Here is an 18,254-nt window from a genome sequence, read left to right as displayed (position 1 = left end):
GTTTCCTTTGCCTGTACCCTGAACTACTGTACACTTTTCTTCGACCATATCAAATTAAAGGTCATAGCTGATGACCATTAAAGTGGCGATCCAATTGAGCATTTTCTATAACGTACAAATTGGCAGACAACGTCAAAGCACTGGATAATGGCTCACTGGGAGGTTTTATATAGAAAAAATAATATGTAAGTTAGCATGTTATAGAAAAGCTTGATTTATCATACAACAACATAGAAAACAAAAAAGTTCAAACAGGCATCTAACTACTCTGACGACGATACCTATCAAGAAAAATTCAGAAACCTAACTAGTCTACCAGATCAGCTGGAATTTCATATTCAACGAATAAAAAAGTAAAATTAACTAAAACAATGATTAATGAAAGAAAATCATTAACTTAAAGAAAACTCAGTGAATTTAATAAAAACCAAAAAACCTCACTCAAAACACACAAACCAACCGGCATTGTAAATCATAAAAGTGAAGCAGAATAAAAAATAAAACCGCTTCACTTTAAAAGATTATAACTTATAAAGAAATAAGCATAATAATCAATATCAACACCCAAGCCGCTATAGAAACCGCCTTATATTTTTTACCAATTGAAAATATCAAAAAGTAAAAAACACAGAAAAATAGCAGCAGTACAATCACATAACTGATTTTGCTAGCTTCAGTTACACTTGGGTACTGAACAAAAAAGAATAAGACAAAAGTAAAAAAGTATAATACTTTCAATCTAATCTCCTTGATGCTTGGTATTTTTCCACGGGTCTAATGTTAGTACAGGATCATTTGGATTGTCTGATATTGCTGTTACCCACCAATGAGCTAAGTTTGGAAGTGTATAACCTGGCTGGAATGAATATAAGTCACTCCCTGTAAGTTTAAACTTCCATTTATCATCATATTTCCCACCTCTAAGCTTCTTTATCATAGCATTAGCCTGTTCATAGCAACCTTTATAATCATTGCCAAGCTTGCCACCGCTTATATCACTTAAGCTTCGGTTAAAGTTGTTCCAACTTCCAGGACTGGTCCGTTGCCCTGATTGAGTCATACTCTGCACTTTATTGTCGAACGCTTGATATATTCTAGACACATCTTCGGGGCTCAAACCAAGAGAATCTACTTTATGGAGAGGATTACCTCCAACATAAGCATAAGTGTTCATTCCCCCCGCCAAACCAATAGGATCTGACTGAAGATATCTACCTAAGTTTGCATCGTAGTCCCTGAAAATATTATACCACGAGTCTTTTTCAGCATCGTAATATTGACCAGGGAAACCAATATTGAAGCCTCCGACGCTATCCAGGATCACACTGCGGTTGAATGCATAGAGTTCAGCCTGCCAGACTATCTGTTTGGATGCATCAGTTAGTACTTCAGGACGGCCCAAGTGATCGTTGTGTACGTAATAGACTTGGTCATTGTTGATATAGGCAACAACCTGTCCGTTGAAATAAATGTATTGCTTTTGTGTCCCCTCTGCCATTAACTGCCCGTTCCGGCTGTAAATAAAGTGGGTCTCGGTGTTACCTAGCTTCTTAGACACTCGTAGGCCTAAGGCATTGTATTTGTATTGCACACCTCCGGACACACCAACAAGGCGATTGAAGTTATTATAGGTATAGCTACGTTTGCCATCATTAGTAATATTACCGTTGCTATCATAACTGAGCGAGAATGTCCCCCCCGATCCAGTAACTTTACTCAAGCGGTTGTTGTGAGATGCGTAGGTAAGAGTGTCGCTCCCTTTCCCTGCTCGATTAATAAACGGAATAACTGTTGAAATGGGTCCGTGCAATACCAGCCAACCAGAGTATTTTTCTCCACTAGATGATTCAGACTTTCGGTTGCCAACTGCATCGTAAGTATAGGTACTGCCGATGCCGCTAGTACCCTGCTGCTCTGAAATTAATCGACTTACACGGTCGTAACCTAGGTTACGCGAAGCATCAGCATTCTTCTTATTGGTAATACTGCTAATCAATCCAGATTTGCCATAGACGTATGTCAAATCTTGAATCCCAGACGTTTTAATAGAGGAGATTCTGTTGCCACCGTCTCGGGCTAGGGTTCTCTTTAGGCCATTGCCAAAGTAAAACCCAGTGTTTGCACCAGTAGCGTTGTAAGAGATATTTGAAATCAGCGTGCGATTCGTACCGTTCGTATTGACTAGTACACGATTTACTGTGTTGTCTTTGTTATACTCATAAACAACCTTGTTCCCACCTGGATAGGTAATTTGTGAAAGCCTGCCATACTGGTCATAATCTTTGCTTGTTCTGTAGCCTACGCCGTTTATCGTATTAGTTTGGCTCGTCAGGTTACCTGCACCATTGTAACCAAATGAGGTAGAACCTGATGGGTCGGTGGTTTTGGATAGTAAACCGTTGCGGTACTCAAAGTGATGCGATGTCCCGTTGGAGCTTAAGCGAATTAGATTCCCATGGTCGTCATAGTAATAATATATTTTGTTACCTTTAGCATCCGTTTTTTGCTTCAACATACCGCTATCATAGTAATAGAGGTGTGTTGAGCCGGCATCGGGACTTTGTATTTTCTTTACAGTACCATCAGAGTTGTGGCTATAAGTAGTTGTGTTATAGCGCGCATCCCTGACAGATCGGAGTTTTTCATCGCTATAATTATATTCAGTGACACCACCATCAGCGGCTGACTCAGCAATAACCCGATTTAACCCATCGTAAGTATAGCTGGTAATATTACCCTGAGCATCTTCTATGGATAGTATGTTACCCACATTATCATAAGTATACTCTCTTAATAATTTACCATTTAGCGACTCAGTGATTTTTCTTCCGAGCTCATCATAAGTTGCTGACGTAAGGCTATGCTTTTGGCTGGTATTAGATGATTTATAAAACTGTTGAGACAGAACGTTGCCCATTTTATCAAACGTAAAACTGACTACATCACCATTATTTTTCTGGATCTTTGTTAGTCTGAATGCCTGATCGTAGGTGTAATCGATAACTAGCCCAGTTGAGTGTTTTTCCTGTGTGACCTGTTGCATCACATTGTATTTATACTCAATCTTAGCTTGGGACTGACCATCCGTAGTAACTTTAGTCTTGACTTCGCCTCGCGGATAATAAGTAAATGTCTCAACCAAGCCAGTTGGGTAGGCTATCTTGCCAACTCTGCCAAGTGTATCGTAGGACGAATAAGTCGTTCTTAACCCTTTTTCTATTGTTTGGGTTAAGTTGCCTTTTGTATCATAATAGTACCAAGTGGGGGAATCTCCCAGCTTACTGGCCACTACCTTAATTGAACTAACCTGTTTATTACTATGATAAGTATAAGTCGTATCCATATACTGGATAATGCTATTGTTGAGATCTCTCTTCTCTCTTCTTGATACTTCTCCTTTATTATTATATTTGTAAATTATTTTATAACTGGGTCCTGACTCTGATGCAATCTTCCCGTTTGACAACCATGTATACTCATATACCTCCTGCTCAGACGTGCCTTTCGCGACAACTTTTTTGATAACATCACCAACATCGTTGTAATCGAAATCAGTAATATAACCATTCTCGTTAGTTATCGTATCAATAAAGCCATTGCTACCATAGGTTTTGGTTAACGACATACCTGGACAATAGGTTGATGGTAAGCTTTTTTTCTCTTTTTCTTTTCCCTTATCGAAACTATAATCAACCCTATGCCCAAGCGGGTTCGTAATAGCAACACCATTTTCCTTATATTCAAATGTATGCTTGTCTATTCCGCCATAATGAGAACTAGAAGTTGCTTTATACTTTGTATCTACTTTTTCATAGTCAAACCAAGAATAACGCTTTGAGTTATAGTAAACACCGGTTAAAGCAGCGAAATTATATCTCCCAGTTACAGTCGATGAATTAGCATAGGTGTAGCTTACTGAGTTTCCATCCGGGAATGTTACTGATTTTAGAGAATAACCTTTGTTTCCATCATTTTGATTATCATAGTATCTATAGATATATTCCTGACCAAGTTGATCAACCAGCTTTGTGACCCTTTTACCGTCTAAGAAAAGAGTAATGTAGTTACCACTGGTGCTCTCAATCTTTATTTTTCCTGGCGTTCTCTTCAAATAATAGCCAGCACCGCTTTCGTCTTCGAACTTGATCAACTCACCATTTGAATTATAAACTTCTTTATTCCCATAAATTGAAGTGAATTCAAAATCACCATTTGACTTTTTGACGAATTTAGAACCTTCAAGGAATTTTTTATAACTTCCTCCCGGTTTGTAATTAACCCCATCTTCACTCGAAAAATATACGGATTTACCATTGTCAAGCCTTTTGAAAAAGCTATATGTATTTATCAGGTAGGCGGGCTCTCGAAAGCTAGATAGTTTTAAGTTTAGAAATGTACGCCAGTAACGTCCAAATGCACTTGCTTCAGCAGCAGATTCCCAATAGCTTGTTGCACCTATACTATTGTCATACGTTCTTGAAATGGAGATTGGATTAGTGCCACCACCGATGAAATCGATAAACTCTTCGACTTTAGCTCCATCCTGATATCTGACAGGGTTTCCTGCCGTACCACACTCGTTTTCTTCTCTGGTCGAATTACCTGCATTACCAGATGAGTCACCCGAATAATCATCATAATAACTACTTGGTTCAAAATCTAAAAAGCGTTCAAGCTCAAAAGGTTCACGTGGTTCAGGCTGTCGAGCCCTTCCACAGTAATTTGTATCCGATGGCTTACACTCAGGCCACGAACCTCCACCGCCATTATTTCCACCACCACCATTTCCGCCTCCGCCGAAGCCTCCACCAAATCCGCCTCCGACTCCACCGCCGTTTCCATCGGTGCAATCCGTACAGTCATCAGTTTCATATGCCGCAGCAGAATTTAAACCCCAACCCCATTCTTGCGTTTGAACATCTTCCGACGTCTCTTCATCTATATAGGTGTGCGTTGTCAGGGTTAAGTTAGTCGTGAACAACGCCAAATAAAGCGCTGACTTTTTGACACTAATCTTCATTAATTCTCCTTGGAAGATTGTTTTTTAGTAATTTATCAATTTTTTCAAAAGTAGAGAGTATTTGCGGGCATTCGAAGACGACTGTGCCTTCAGGGTATCGCATAGCCCTTGGTACTAATACATTATTGTCACATAGCGACTTTATAACGCTTTGAAGATAGTCCACTCTCATGTTCAGTTTTTTAGCAAGGCTTGGTAAGAAAACCACAGGGTGGAACCAAAGAAATCGAATGACTAAAAGGTGTGATTGCGCCTGCGGCATCAGGATAAACGGAATGGTCAGGTTTCTATTTGTAGTTTCGATTAAATCCAGACATTGTGAGCCTGTGGCCTCAGCCCAAGCCTGTGCCCGTGTCCAATAATCACAGTCAACATATTCCTTCGTGGTTAGATCATATTGATGTAACGCGTTAAAGTAGTCGTTTTTATCAGCAGAAAGGCGATATAAAAAGCTCAGTAGAAGGATAGGCTCCTTATGCAACTGAGCAACAGCCAGGGCTCTCGCCGTGCGACCATTAGCATCGTAGAAAGGGTGAATATTAACCAGTCTTGAATAGTTAACTATTGTAGTGGATAAACTAGATTCTTGACACTTAACATCGTTCACATATTCGTTTATTAAATTATGTAAACGGTCTGGTGATGGGGGGATGTATAAGCGTTCACCATTTGGCGCTGAAACCTTGCACTCAACCTTTCTTATTGATTCATCAGGTTGACCGTTTAATAAAACAGCATTGACTCGGCACAGAGAGCTTAAGCTAACTCCCTGGTTAATAAAAAGACTAACTGCCTGATTAAAAGCTCGATTTAAATGAGCTTGCTGAAGTACTGCCTGATTACGAAAACCTGCTTGTGATTCAAAAAGCGCAATCTGCGCTCTCGTCACGCCTCTTGTCTGCCTTAAGCTAGAACCACCGGCTAAATAACGTACAAACAAGCGAGTTAAAATATCACCTTTTATTAAGTCCATCTTATAAAAAATAAAAATTCTTAAAATATAACTCCATGTTATATCATATTTGTTCCTGTTTTATGAATAAATTTACCAAACTAATGAAAAGATATAAATTATTGCAAGATAAGCTTCACCAAACCGCTGGAAAAGAACAAGAAACCTTAACAAATATTATAGAGAAAACACATTTGCAACAAATAATTCAAGCCTTTAAACTCAGTATAATATACGATACTAATTCGCGCGTTTTCTTGTTTCACAGGCCCGTAAAACGGCTCTTTTCTGCTCATTATCGCAAGACTGCCACGTCATAATCTCATTCAAAGTGCGATAACAGCCAACACAAACATCATTATCGTCAAGACAGCAATGACGAATACATGGTGATGGAACGATCTCCGTCTCACTTTCTGTCAACTCAGGCCTTTTAGTCACGCTCATAAAAATTCCCCACTATTTTCGACATATTATACCCCTTTATACTCAGGCAGAGATCTTTTACTTGCCAGCAAGCAAAAGATCGTTAAGATGCGCGCAACAAAGCAGGCAGCAAGCAAAGAGCCCAGAGCCATTGAAGTTAAGACACTGTCTTCTATTTCGCTTTATGACACTCTATTGAAATTTGCTACGACCATTATAGGAAACCAGGTTGTCCGCTTAAGCCGATCTTCGTGCCAAACACGACGACTCTCCAACAGATGAAACACTGTTTTCACTCGTAGCCAATGATCTGATAAGCCAGGGTTATAGTATTCGCCCAGGTGCGATACCTTGCGATCTGGTGGACGATTTACTGGCCTATCAGCACAGCATAAGTACCCAGAAATATGAACAAGCAGGCATAGGCCGGGCGATTACTTTTTACACAATGACTTTGTGCGGACGGACGAAATTTGCTGGATAAACGGTGAGTCTGAGCCCGGCCAGCGGTGGCTGGACTGGACCAGTCAGCTACAACAGTTCCTGAACCGTCGTCTATTCATGGGACTGTTTTCGTTTGAAAGTCATTTTGCCCATTGCGCTAGCGACAGTTATTACAAACGCCATTACGACGCATTTAAAGGTGAAACGAACCGAGTGCTGTTACTGGTTACTTATCTTAACCCCGGCTGGGGCCCTGAAGATGGGGGAGAAATGGTACTCTATCGGGACGAAAATGACCTTGAGGGGATCAAGGTGGTTCCATTGCATGGCACCCTGGTGCTGTTTCAAAGTCAAGAGTTTCCTCATGAAGTGCTCCCGGCAAACCGAGACACATATTCTGTCGCGGGATGGTTTAGGGTAAATACCTCCCTTGCAGGAAAAATTGACCCTCCAAGATAAAAACATGCTCTAAGCACGGCGGAAACACCTTAACCGGGCCTTAAATAGTTCAGGCCCAGGTATCCAAATGTTGCTCTTCGTCGTCGATCTCATTCTGATCTTCGTCTTTATTGCGTGCATCTTCTTCTTTATGCTTCTGCCGTTCCATCTCAATTAAGTGCTTTTTACGTTTAATTTTTTCAGCCCGGTTATCGAGCACACCTGCAACTTTAAACGGGCCATCATGGCTAACCTGCAATCTGACAATCGGTGCCAGAAATGGTTTAAATGCATCCATAACCCACCTCTTAATGTTGTATTTCATGCCTTTATTATCGACAGTTATAATTTATTCTTTAATTTATGCAAAAAAGTACTTGCGCGCAATTCGTCACCTGTGTTTATCTATAAATACATTTTGAGCGCTCAACGCGCATCACGTTTTATACAAACAGTAAGAGAATTTGACATGCCATTTACACTGACAGCTATCCATCATCACCATCATACACCGGGATAACCTGTCAGGTATTTCGCTGGTGGGTTATTCCTTCAAGGAACCTCCGGCGAACAAGCAATCAACATAATTTATTTTCGCCCTGAGGTTCCCTCGGGGCTTTTAGTTTTTAAACTTAGGAAATAAATTATGAACACCAACAACCGTTTACGAATTGCCATTCAAAAATCTGGCCGACTTTCCAAAGACTGCCAGTCACTGCTTAAACAACTCGGGATTAAACTGAACCTGCGTGAGCAACGTTTGATCGCCCACTCAACCAATATGCCAATCGATGTACTCAGGGTTCGTGATGACGATATTCCGGGTTTGGTCATGGACGGAGTCTGTGATTTAGGTATTGTCGGTGAAAACGTGCTGGTAGAAACTCAGGCTGAGCGCCAGCGCAACCAGCAACCCAGCGAAGTGACTAAATTGGCAAAACTCGACTTTGGCTATTGTCGCCTGGCATTGGCATGGCCTCAGGAACTGGGCATGCAAGACAAAGATTGGTTCAATGGCAAACGCATCGCTACCACCTATCCCGAAATTCTTAAGCAGTACCTGGAAAAAGAGCAGATTGAAGCCAGCGTGGTGATGCTAACAGGATCTGTTGAGGTTGCACCACGTGCAGGCCTGGCAGATGCCATTTGCGACCTGGTCTCTACCGGTGCCACACTGGAAGCTAACGGCCTGATGCAGGGAGACACCATTTTGGAGTCAAATGCCTGCCTGATCCAAAACGCTAATCTTAATGACGATGACAAACTGTCGCTCATCAACAAACTCATGCCTCGCCTGCGTGGTGTAAAGCAGGCTAAAGAAAGCAAATACATCATGCTACACGCACCAAAAGCGCGCCTGGATGAAATTTGTGCTTTGCTCCCTGGTACAGGTCAGCCAACTCTGTTAGCACTCGCCGGTAGCGAGGACTATGTTGCCCTGCACATGGTCAGCAGTGAAACGCTGTTTTGGGAAACCATGGAAGAGCTTAAATCTCTGGGTGCTAACTCCATTCTTGTTATGCCAATCGAAAAAATGATGGAGTAACAACGCATGTTGATCTGGAATGAGGCTAACCGGGCGCAGCAACAGGCAGCACTCGCCCGTCCGGCAGTAACAATCAGTGACGAACTTCAGCAAGTGGTAACCGAAATCATTGCAGATGTCGAACTAAATGGGGATGAAGCACTGCTTGAATACGCCCGCAAGTTCGATAAACGCACACAGCCCAGGTTGCTGGTATCAGCTGAAGCAATACAATCCAGTGAAGATGCAATTTCGCCGGAACTAAAGCAAGCAATCGATCAGGCATACAGCAATATTCGTGCATTTCACGCATTGCAAGTGCCAACAGAGAAGCGTCTCGAGACACAGCCTGGCGTTATTTGTGAGCTGAAGTATCAGCCTATCGACGCAGTTGGTTTATACGTGCCGGGAGGCAGCGCGCCACTCCCCTCTTCTGTACTGATGCAAGGTGTGTGTGCGCAACTGGCAGGTGCACAAACTATTGTGCTGTGTACCCCGGTCAACGGTGATCAACAAATTGACCCGGCAATTTTATATACGGCTAAAAAATGCGGGATCAGCACAATCGTCGAAAGCGGTGGTGCCGGAGCTATTGCGGCGATGGCACTGGGTACATTGAGTGTACCAAAGGTAGATAAAGTGTTTGGCCCGGGAAATGCGTTTGTCACTATGGCCAAACAATTGCTATCACAGTCTTTACCCGGGTTCGCGATTGATATGCCAGCAGGTCCGTCAGAGGTGTTGGTTATCGCCGATGAACGCGCGAACCCAGCCTATGTTGCAGCTGATCTGTTATCACAAGCTGAGCACGGGCCCGACTCACAGGTGATCCTGCTCAGCAACAGTGAAAAACTCATCATTGAAGTACAGGGCGAGCTGAACCGACAGCTATCTCAGCTCAGCCGTGCAGATATCGCAAAACAAGCATTGGACAACAGTACCCTGATTTTAGTCGCTGATATGGAACAAGCATTTGCGGTGAGTGCTGAGTATGGTCCTGAACACCTTATCTTGCAGCTCGGCGAACCAGAACCTTATTTACCGTTAGTCAAAAATGCAGGCTCGGTATTTGTCGGAGATTATACACCTGAGTCTGCGGGTGATTATGCGTCGGGCACGAACCATGTATTACCGACTTATGGCTACAGTCGTTGCTACTCAAGCCTTAACCTGCTCGACTTTTATCGTACTTATTCGCAACAGACAATCAGTAAAGGGGGTTTACAGAAACTGAGCAAAGCCATCTTACCCCTGGCACAGGCCGAAGGTCTGGATGCCCACGCCAATGCTGTAAAAATCAGGCTGGAGAATAACGCATGAGTCAAATTGAATTACCAGAGAACATTGCTGCGCTGAATGCATATAGTTCAGCAAAAAGCGAAAAGCTCACCGGCACAACCTGGCTGAATGCCAACGAAAGTCCGTATTCACGACGCGTGAGCCTCAACTTTAATGCGCTTAATCGTTATCCGGACCCACAGCCAGAGGCCGTGATCAACGCTTATGCAAGCTATTGTGGGCTGAGCCCGGAACAAGTGTTAATGACACGCGGCGCTGATGAAGGTATCGAGCTATTAGTACGCACTTATTGCACACCGGGCCAGGACTCTATAGCCTTATTCTTGCCCACTTATGGTATGTATAAGGTAACGGCGGATACACACAATGTCGGCATTACTGCACTTGAACAAACCCTTCTGCAACAAGGTAACGCCGCAGAGATTGCAGGCGCTGTAGGCAACGCAAAACTGGTTTTCATCTGTAATCCCAATAACCCGACGGGCGCAACAATAGGCACAGATAAAATCGCTGCAATTGCGGCGGCTTTGAAAAATAGAGCACTAGTTGTGGTAGATGAAGCATATATTGAGTTTTGCGAACAGTTAACTACCGTAAGTCTGTTATCTGATTTCGATAACCTGGTGGTACTACGTACCTTGTCAAAAGCATTTGCCCTTGCCGGGCTCAGAACCGGCTTTATGCTTGCCTCACAGGAGGTCCTTGCACCTGTTCGCAAGGTTATCGCACCTTATCCGGTGTCGGCAGTTGTCGCACAAATCGCACAAGAAGCACTAACCCCAGATGCAATTACCCAGATGCGTCGCCAGGTGAGCATTCTAAATAAAGCCAAAGAAAAGCTCACTGAACTACTTGGGGGCTCTGGCAAAATTGCCAAAGTGATGATTGGTGAAGGCAATTTCATCACCGTCCAGGTTCGTCAAAAAAGCGATATTGACCAGGCAATGCAATCGGGTTTGATCATGCGCCCTTTTACCCTCTTCGAGGAAAATAATTGGCTACGTATTTCAATTGGTAGCGAGCAGGAATTAGAGCAAGTCAGACGCTGGCTGACACAACCACAGGCAGAACAATAACAATGAGTACTCCATATTTATTCATCGACCGAGACGGCACCCTAATTGAGGAGCCGGTTACTGATAAGCAGGTAGACAGCCTGGAAAAGCTGGCACTGCTGCCAAACGTCATCCCGGCCCTACTCTCACTTCAGGCTGCCGGTTATAAGCTGGTCATGGTCTCAAATCAGGATGGACTGGGTACAGAGAGTTTTCCAGAGGAAGATTTCGCCCTGCCGCACAATCAAATGATGGCGATTTTTACCAGTCAGGGGATCCGCTTCGACGAGGTTTTAATTTGTCCGCACTTTGACGAAGACAACTGTGAATGCCGAAAGCCTAAAACAGGGTTGTTAACCAATCTGATGCGCTCTGGCAAAGTTGATTTGGCCAACTCCTATGTGATTGGTGACAGACAAACTGACATTCAACTGGCCAACAACCTGTGTATAGAAGGCATTCTATACGACGATAACTGGCCAGAAATTGTCACCCGTCTGACGACACAGAACCGTCAGGCAGCGGTGCAGCGCAACACCAAAGAAACACAGATCAGCCTGGCGCTTAATCTTGATCAAAACAGTACCGGCTCTATCAGTACAGGCCTTGGCTTTTTTGACCACATGTTGGATCAGATCCGCACTCACGCAAATATAGGTCTGACTATATCAGCAAGTGGTGATCTGCACATCGATGAGCACCACCTAGTAGAAGACATCGGCATTGCGCTAGGACAAGCACTCAAACAAGCACTGGGCACTAAATCGCAAATTGCGCGCTACGGATTCGCGCTGCCAATGGATGAATGCAAAGCCGAGTGTCAGCTTGACTTGTCTGGTCGAGCTTCATTCGTGTTAAATGCTGACTTTAGCCGCGAAAAAGTCGGCGACCTGGATGTACAAATGGTCGAGCATTTCTTTAAATCACTCGCCGATAATGCCAACATCAGCCTGATCCTGTCAGTGAGCGAAGGAAATTGTCACCACCAGGTCGAGGGCCTGTTTAAGGTCTTTGCACGCGCGCTGCGCATGGCCATCGCAAAAGATACCAGCCAGCAAACCGCCAGTTCTAAGGGGTGCTTATGATTGCCATTATCAACACAGGGTGTGCCAATATTAACTCGGTCCGATTTGCCTTTGAGCGGCTCGGTGTCAACCCGGAAGTGATCCGCGATCCGGCACAACTAGAGCAGTTTGAGCGTGCAGTCTTACCCGGTGTCGGACACGCCTCTGTCGCAATGAAACGCCTGCGTGAGCAAGGCTGGGATCAGGCTATCGCTGACTACCAAAAGCCACTAATGGGGATTTGCCTTGGCATGCAGCTACTTTGCGAACAAACCGAAGAAGGCCAAGTTGAGTGCCTGGGCCGTATTCCAGGGGCAGTACGTCATCTTGAAACCGGACAATTAACCAGTCCTCATATGGGCTGGAATACATTGTCTTTGGTCAAGACACACCCATTAACGCAAGGGCTCACCCCGGACGATCAAGTCTACTTTGTGCATAGCTTTGCGCATAGTTGCAATGCCAATACCCTGGTTGCAAGTGAATATGGTACGCGCTTCTCTGCAGTCGTTGCCAAAGATAACTATGCAGGCATGCAGTTTCACCCGGAAAAAAGTGCCAAAGTGGGTGCTAAATTACTCAATAACTTCCTGAACTGGCAATTATAAGGATAAGACTATGATCATTCCTGCATTAGATGTATTACAAAACCAAATTGTACGCCTGTATCAGGGCAAGTATGACACCGCACAGTTTTACCCTTTCGAGTTGGCTGGGCGTTTAAAAGAATACCAGGACGCAGGCGCTGCTAAGCTTCACCTTGTGGACCTGGAAGGTGCCCGCGATCCACAAAAGAAACAATGGCAACAGATCCAACAGGCCACTGCTGCGTTATCCGCCCCTTACCAGGTAGGCGGCGGCATACGCCGGTATGATGATGTAAAGCAATGGCTTAAAGCCGGTGCGCAACAAGTTGTCATTGGCTCCATGGCGGTCGACAGTAAAGAAGAAGTTGCAGCCTGGATTGAAGAGTTTGGTGCAGAACGTTTTGTCATTGCACTCGATGTCAAACGTAGCGCTTCGGGATGGGCTGTTGCGACTCACGGCTGGCTTGAAGAATCTCAGTTGAGCCTGTTTGAACTCATTGATTTTTACCTGGCGCTGGGTGTATACGACTTTCTATGTACGGACATCAGTAAAGATGGCACAATGACAGGTCCGTCTTTTACGCTTTATCAAGAAATAGTCGCTCATAGTCCAAGTGTCAGAGTTCAGGCATCTGGTGGGGTCAGTAGTCTTGAAGATATTCGTCAACTCATTGAACTGGGCGTGAGTGGAATCATCTTAGGCAAATCTCTGCTTGATGGTGCATTTACTGTTGAGGAGGCAATCGCATGCTATCAAAGCGCATAATTCCGTGCCTCGATGTAAAAAATGGCCAGGTCGTCAAAGGCGTTAAATTCAAACAGCACGAAATAGTCGGTGAAATTCTGGAGCTTGCGACACTGTATAGCCAGGCCGGCGCCGATGAACTGGTATTTTATGAGATCAGTGCCAGCGTTGAAAAGCGCTTACTGGATGTGAACTGGGTTCGAGACATCGCACGCCACATCGACATTCCTTTTTGCGTTGCTGGTGGCATTAAATCTGTTGCAGATGCTGCTAAAGTACTAGAGCAAGGCGCGGATAAAGTCTCCATTAACAGCCCCGCAATCGCCAGGCCAGAGCTTATCAAGGAGCTACATGACGAGTTTGGCAAGCAGTGTGTAGTGGTTGGTGTAGACAGCTTTTATGATGCAAATTCAGGAGAATATCTGGTTTATCAATTGACGGGCGATCCCAACAGTGCCAGCCAGACTCGATATAAAACCAGTGAATGGGTGCAACGCGTGCAGGAGCTTGGTGCCGGAGAAATAGTCCTGAATTGCATGAACCAGGATGGTGTCAGAAAAGGCTATGACATTGAACAGCTGAGTAATATTCGCAAGCAATGTGATGTACCTCTGATTGCATCTGGTGGTGCAGGAACGATGCAGGATTTTGTTGATGTCTTTCAACAGGCTAATGTAGATGGGGCACTGGCAGCCAGCGTCTTTCACAAGCAGCTTATTGAAATTGAAGCGCTTAAACAATACTTAGCGGATAACAAGGTAGCTACCAGACTATGAAACTCACTCCAGATAACTTAAATTCTTTAGACTTTGACAAAATGTCGCTTATTCCAGCCATTGTTCAGGACGCACAAAGCGGTGTTATCCTGATGCAGGGCTTTATGGATCAGTCAGCGCTCAGTACAACATTTGAAAAAGGGCTGGTCACTTTTTATTCTCGCTCTAAACAACGCCTATGGACCAAAGGAGAAGAGTCCGGCAATGTGCTAAAACTGGTCTCAGCGTATACCGACTGCGACCGCGACAGCTTGCTGTTGCTTGCTGACCCTGCCGGTCCAACATGCCACCTGGGCACACAAAGCTGCTTTGACGAGGCTCGCCCCGCCATCGCTTTTCTTTCAGAGCTTGAGCGCATCATTTGCGAACGAAAGGATGCTGACCCTGTGCAAAGCTATACAGCTGCATTGTTCTCAAAAGATCTCAGCCGCAGCTGTCAAAAAGTCGGTGAAGAAGGAGTTGAAGTGGCATTGGCTGCCATGAAACAAGATCAGAATGAATTACGCAATGAATCTGCTGATCTGCTCTACCACCTGATAGTGTTATTACAACGCAGTGGCCTATCACTTGAGCAGGTTGTAGAAACACTGAACGAACGTCATAAATAAAGCTGAGTTTTGCTCGACCTGTTATGAGTTCATGGTATGCTCAAGCCAGCTGATGCACTTTTTGTTTCAGCTGGCTCGAAAATTAAAATGAAGGACATAGCCATGGTCAATCGCCATCTCATTCTCCCTGTCGCACTACTTTCACTCGCTGCATGCCAGCAACTTCCTGATGACGTTCAGCGACGCGTTGACACCATGAACGAGTGTGAGAAAGTACTTGCTTTAACACAAGGCACTCAGAACGATTTTGTTCAGTTAAAAGGCAGCAAAGTCAACTCCCCCTTAATGAGCGCATGGCAGCCAAAGGCGCATTTAATTACCGACAGCTGCCAAATAAACCAGTACAACAGCGGCAACGTAGCCTACGAATGCACTAAGTCATTCAGTATTGAGGCTGATGCTGCAACATTATTTGATGACGTAGCAAAACAGTTAAGCACTTGTCTGGGCACATCATGGCAAAGTACAGCGGCAATAAATAATACACTGCATTATACCAGTAACGCCTCTGAGGCAAAAATCACACTCAGTCGCGGTAAAGGCCTTGACCACGAAACCCCCTGGGTTGTCGCGTTAAAAATCTCCAGGTAACAATACATCAGGCAGGTGATTATCATCTGCCCAGATATTGTCTAATTTGACAACAAACACGCCTCATTCTTTAATAAAACTTTGCTCAGCTCTTAATTATTAGTACCTAAAGTGGCATAGTGTTGTTAGCAGTTCAGGTGAGTTGACAACTTAGTAATAAGCACCTAACTTCAGACATCACAATAAAAATCAAAACCCTCAGGGAGAACCCAGTGTCAATTGAAATCAACTTTGAATTATCCGATGCCGACTTGGCGCATTTTCGTAGCATGATGCATGCAACCATCGAAAAGAGCCAGGGTTTAAGCGACGAAGAAATCATCAGCAAGGCCAAAGACTTGGTCAACAACATGGAAAAATCAAAACTACCTGAGTTTGTGCGCACGCGTATGATGTCACTTGCTGCCCTAATTGACGCAGTACAAGACGAAGAATGGCAAATGCCCGAAGATGAAAAGCGCGAAATCATGTTGTCTCTGGCTTACTTCAGCGAACCTGAAGACATAGTCCCGGACAATGTGCCTGTCCTTGGATACATCGACGATGCCATCATGATCGAGCTGGTTTTACAGGAACTGTCTTTGGATTTGAGCGCTTATCGCCAATTCTGTGGTTTCCGTGCAACAGAAGAAGCTCGTCGAGGCGACGCCGCTAAAGTTGACCGCGAAAGCTGGTTAGCAGGTACTCGTTCTCAAATTCGCTCTTCAATGCGCCGTAATCGCTCAAACACTAAGAAGTCACGCTTCTTTTCTCGGATCATGTAACTATACCTAAACAAAAAAGGGAGCACATGCTCCCCTTTTTGTGTCTAGTCAAACTATATTAACTACTGTGCATTCGGGTGCGGTACCCCCATCCAGGCTAAGTATAGCTGCTGTTGGCGCCGTGTTGGCTGTAATACCGCTGCAACCTGCTTAGGTTTCGATTGTGCCGCATCGAACGTGATTTCTGTCGACATCAATTTGTGACGACGTATAAAATGAACAGTGACTTTCTCCCCGGGCGCAAACAACGCCAAGGTGTTTTCTAATGTATCTCGTACCTGGTGATTATTAAACGCCACCAGCTTGTCGCCACTGGTTAAGCCAGCCTGCCAGGCATTACCATTTCTAGCAACGTGCTGCAATTCGAGTAGTTGACCTTTAGATACTGCCTGACCATCAAAACCTGCCACTTCCTCACTGGAAACAGGGTGACGATAAGTCAGCCCCACTTTGTCGAACAGCGCGTCAACTTCCAATACAAATGGCGTGTCGACATTTTGTTTCCACCATACGCTATAATCCTGGCCACTGATCTCATTAAGAATATTGATGACATCCTGGCTGTCAAATGACTTGGGTAATTCATGACGCTTAGCCAGCAAGGTGTGAACATCACGGTAACTCACCTTCCCTTCACTGTCATCCAGCAGCTTGATATCCAGCATCATGGAAATTAAAGCACCTTCTGAATAAATATTAGTACTGAAGTTTTTGCCATGGTCGCCGCCCTGATTAATCCACTTATCAAAGCTAGTTTGAGCAACGCTCTGTATTTCTCTACCAGGCGTGTTCAGGTGACGATTAATGCGCTTCGTCAGCCCTTTATAATACTCTTCATGGGTGATGATCCCAGCGCTTAGCAGCAAGAAATCTTCGAGGTAACTGGTAGACCCTTCCGCCAGCCAGAGTAAATCACTGTAATTTGGGTTCACGTAGTCGTAAGGTACCAATCCGTCCGGACGGTAGTTTTTTACATTCCAAGTATGAATAAACTCATGTGCTGCAGTCGAAATAAAGCCGATGTAATCATCTCGTTTGGCAAATGCATCTCTGTGGCGTTGAATAATAGTAGAGTTCAGATGCTCGGTTGCGCCTCGCGCGCCACTGGTCGCATGCACCATAAAAACGTAACGTTCATACGGATAGTCCTGCCAGATCAAGGAACCCGTTTTCACTAACTTTTTCAGATCGCTGAGCATCAGGTCAACGTCATAATTGCCCTCCCCCCAGATAACCAGCTCATAGTCACGGCCATCTACTCGGAATTTGTGCAGCTGGTTAATGCCTGACTCTATTGGCGAATCCACCAGCACATCAAAGTTGGCAGCTTTAAAGCGTTGCTTGTTGCCCGCAAAGTCCATACCCGACACAGAGCGCCATTGGTCCGGTACCTTCATCTCAACAGTTACAGGTTCATGACGGAATGACTCGCTGAACATAAAAAAGCCGGACGCATCAACAAACGCATGACTGTCATCAATATGCCTCGCCCTGAGTCCGAGCTCATTTGCATATACCTGATAATTCACAGTTACTTGTGTCGGGCTGTCAAGATGTACTCGCCAGGTGCTTTTATCTACCTTATGCCATTCCAGTTCACGGCCTTGTGAATCAATCGCATCAAATGCACGGATCCCATTAGCCAAATTTAGAATTTGATACCGTCCTGTCCGCCAGTCCGCTAACTTAATATCCATATGAGCCTGAGCACTTTTGGGAAAAGTAACTTCGACTTCACCAAGGTGATGCTCTGGCTGGGTTATTTTCAGCGTGTATTCGACGTCTGCGAAGGCAGGTAAGGTACTCAACGCAATGAGCACGGAACAGATTTTTTTCATAATGATTCAATAAAATGACTATTAGGGTGTAAAACTAACAAATAAGTCTGATATCAGGCCATCAAAAACGATGAGTCAACAGCCAAAATAGGTGGATCTATAGCCTAAAATCTTCCACATTT

General features: G+C 44.4%; 15 protein-coding genes and 1 pseudogene. 11 read left to right on the top strand and 5 right to left on the bottom strand.

Features of this window, described 5'->3' with window-relative positions; all coding sequences use genetic code 11:
• Positions 1 to 739: 739 nt before the first annotated feature.
• The 3 genes from IY568_RS07200 to IY568_RS07190 all read right to left on the bottom strand — a co-directional run bounded on the left by IY568_RS07200 (position 740) and on the right by IY568_RS07190 (position 6,419).
• Positions 740 to 5,020 carry an RHS repeat-associated core domain-containing protein gene (locus IY568_RS07200; protein ID WP_194867185.1) on the bottom strand — a complete coding sequence of 1,427 codons (4,281 nt, stop codon included), beginning with the start codon at positions 5,018 to 5,020 and terminating at the stop codon, positions 740 to 742.
• Entirely contained in the window at positions 5,010 to 5,993 is a 984-nt protein-coding gene (locus IY568_RS07195) for a Fic family protein (RefSeq protein ID WP_194867184.1), read from the bottom strand. Before IY568_RS07195 ends, IY568_RS07200 begins: the two co-directional genes overlap by 11 nt.
• 219 nt (positions 5,994 to 6,212) lie before the next feature.
• Positions 6,213 to 6,419, bottom strand: a complete 207-nt coding sequence (locus tag IY568_RS07190; RefSeq protein ID WP_138539513.1) for a DUF1289 domain-containing protein — start codon at positions 6,417 to 6,419, stop codon at positions 6,213 to 6,215.
• Positions 6,420 to 6,684: 265 nt separating this feature from the next.
• Here IY568_RS07190 and IY568_RS07185 point away from each other — a divergent pair.
• Positions 6,685 to 7,301 (top strand): annotated as a pseudogene (locus tag IY568_RS07185) (2OG-Fe(II) oxygenase).
• Between the two features lie 49 nt (positions 7,302 to 7,350).
• On the opposite strand, the gene IY568_RS07180 reads toward IY568_RS07185, so the two are convergent.
• Entirely contained in the window at positions 7,351 to 7,578 is a 228-nt protein-coding gene (locus tag IY568_RS07180; RefSeq protein ID WP_194867183.1) for a hypothetical protein, read from the bottom strand.
• A 348-nt stretch (positions 7,579 to 7,926) separates the two neighbouring features.
• On the opposite strand from IY568_RS07180, the gene hisG reads away from it, so the two are divergent.
• The 10 genes from hisG to IY568_RS07130 all read left to right on the top strand — a co-directional run bounded on the left by hisG (position 7,927) and on the right by IY568_RS07130 (position 16,294).
• Positions 7,927 to 8,826 carry an ATP phosphoribosyltransferase gene (gene hisG / locus IY568_RS07175; protein ID WP_125557002.1) on the top strand — a complete coding sequence of 300 codons (900 nt, stop codon included), beginning with the start codon at positions 7,927 to 7,929 and terminating at the stop codon, positions 8,824 to 8,826.
• 6 nt (positions 8,827 to 8,832) lie between these two features.
• Positions 8,833 to 10,125, top strand: coding sequence for a histidinol dehydrogenase (gene hisD / locus IY568_RS07170; protein WP_194867182.1), 1,293 nt, complete (start codon positions 8,833 to 8,835; stop codon positions 10,123 to 10,125).
• A complete protein-coding gene (hisC, locus tag IY568_RS07165) occupies positions 10,122 to 11,180 on the top strand; it encodes a histidinol-phosphate transaminase (RefSeq protein WP_194867181.1) in 1,059 nt (352 codons plus the stop codon). The genes hisD and hisC overlap by 4 nt, the downstream gene beginning before the upstream one ends.
• Positions 11,181 to 11,182: 2 nt before the next feature.
• Complete coding sequence (gene hisB / locus IY568_RS07160) at positions 11,183 to 12,244, top strand: bifunctional histidinol-phosphatase/imidazoleglycerol-phosphate dehydratase HisB (RefSeq protein WP_125557008.1); 1,062 nt, start codon at positions 11,183 to 11,185, stop codon at positions 12,242 to 12,244.
• On the top strand, positions 12,241 to 12,831 hold the full coding sequence (gene hisH / locus IY568_RS07155; protein WP_125557010.1) for an imidazole glycerol phosphate synthase subunit HisH: 591 nt from the start codon (positions 12,241 to 12,243) through the stop codon (positions 12,829 to 12,831). The genes hisB and hisH overlap by 4 nt, the downstream gene beginning before the upstream one ends.
• 10 nt (positions 12,832 to 12,841) lie before the next feature.
• Positions 12,842 to 13,576: a 1-(5-phosphoribosyl)-5-[(5-phosphoribosylamino)methylideneamino]imidazole-4-carboxamide isomerase gene (hisA, locus tag IY568_RS07150; protein WP_125557012.1), complete on the top strand. Its 735-nt coding sequence runs from the start codon at positions 12,842 to 12,844 to the stop codon at positions 13,574 to 13,576.
• Positions 13,558 to 14,331 (top strand): imidazole glycerol phosphate synthase subunit HisF, encoded by a 774-nt coding sequence (hisF, locus tag IY568_RS07145; RefSeq protein ID WP_138539492.1) that lies wholly within the window; start codon positions 13,558 to 13,560, stop codon positions 14,329 to 14,331. Before hisA ends, hisF begins: the two co-directional genes overlap by 19 nt.
• Positions 14,328 to 14,939 carry a bifunctional phosphoribosyl-AMP cyclohydrolase/phosphoribosyl-ATP diphosphatase HisIE gene (gene hisIE / locus IY568_RS07140; protein ID WP_125557016.1) on the top strand — a complete coding sequence of 204 codons (612 nt, stop codon included), beginning with the start codon at positions 14,328 to 14,330 and terminating at the stop codon, positions 14,937 to 14,939. The genes hisF and hisIE overlap by 4 nt, the downstream gene beginning before the upstream one ends.
• 102 nt (positions 14,940 to 15,041) lie before the next feature.
• Positions 15,042 to 15,530, top strand: coding sequence for a hypothetical protein (locus IY568_RS07135; protein ID WP_194867180.1), 489 nt, complete (start codon positions 15,042 to 15,044; stop codon positions 15,528 to 15,530).
• A gap of 212 nt (positions 15,531 to 15,742) precedes the next feature.
• The gene (locus tag IY568_RS07130) at positions 15,743 to 16,294 is read left to right on the top strand and encodes a YkvA family protein (RefSeq protein WP_010381172.1); all 552 of its coding nucleotides are present in this window, start codon (positions 15,743 to 15,745) and stop codon (positions 16,292 to 16,294) included.
• A 62-nt stretch (positions 16,295 to 16,356) separates the two neighbouring features.
• Here the strand turns inward: IY568_RS07130 and IY568_RS07125 are convergent, their stop codons facing one another.
• Positions 16,357 to 18,132, bottom strand: coding sequence for a M61 family metallopeptidase (locus IY568_RS07125; protein ID WP_194867179.1), 1,776 nt, complete (start codon positions 18,130 to 18,132; stop codon positions 16,357 to 16,359).
• Positions 18,133 to 18,254 lie beyond the last annotated feature (122 nt).

Source organism: Pseudoalteromonas sp. PPB1, assembly GCF_015356275.1.
In the GTDB taxonomy this organism is placed as follows: Bacteria; Pseudomonadota; Gammaproteobacteria; order Enterobacterales; family Alteromonadaceae; genus Pseudoalteromonas; species Pseudoalteromonas rubra_D.
Note: the sequence above shows the minus strand (reverse complement) of the source record. Positions and strands in the feature narration are given on the sequence as shown.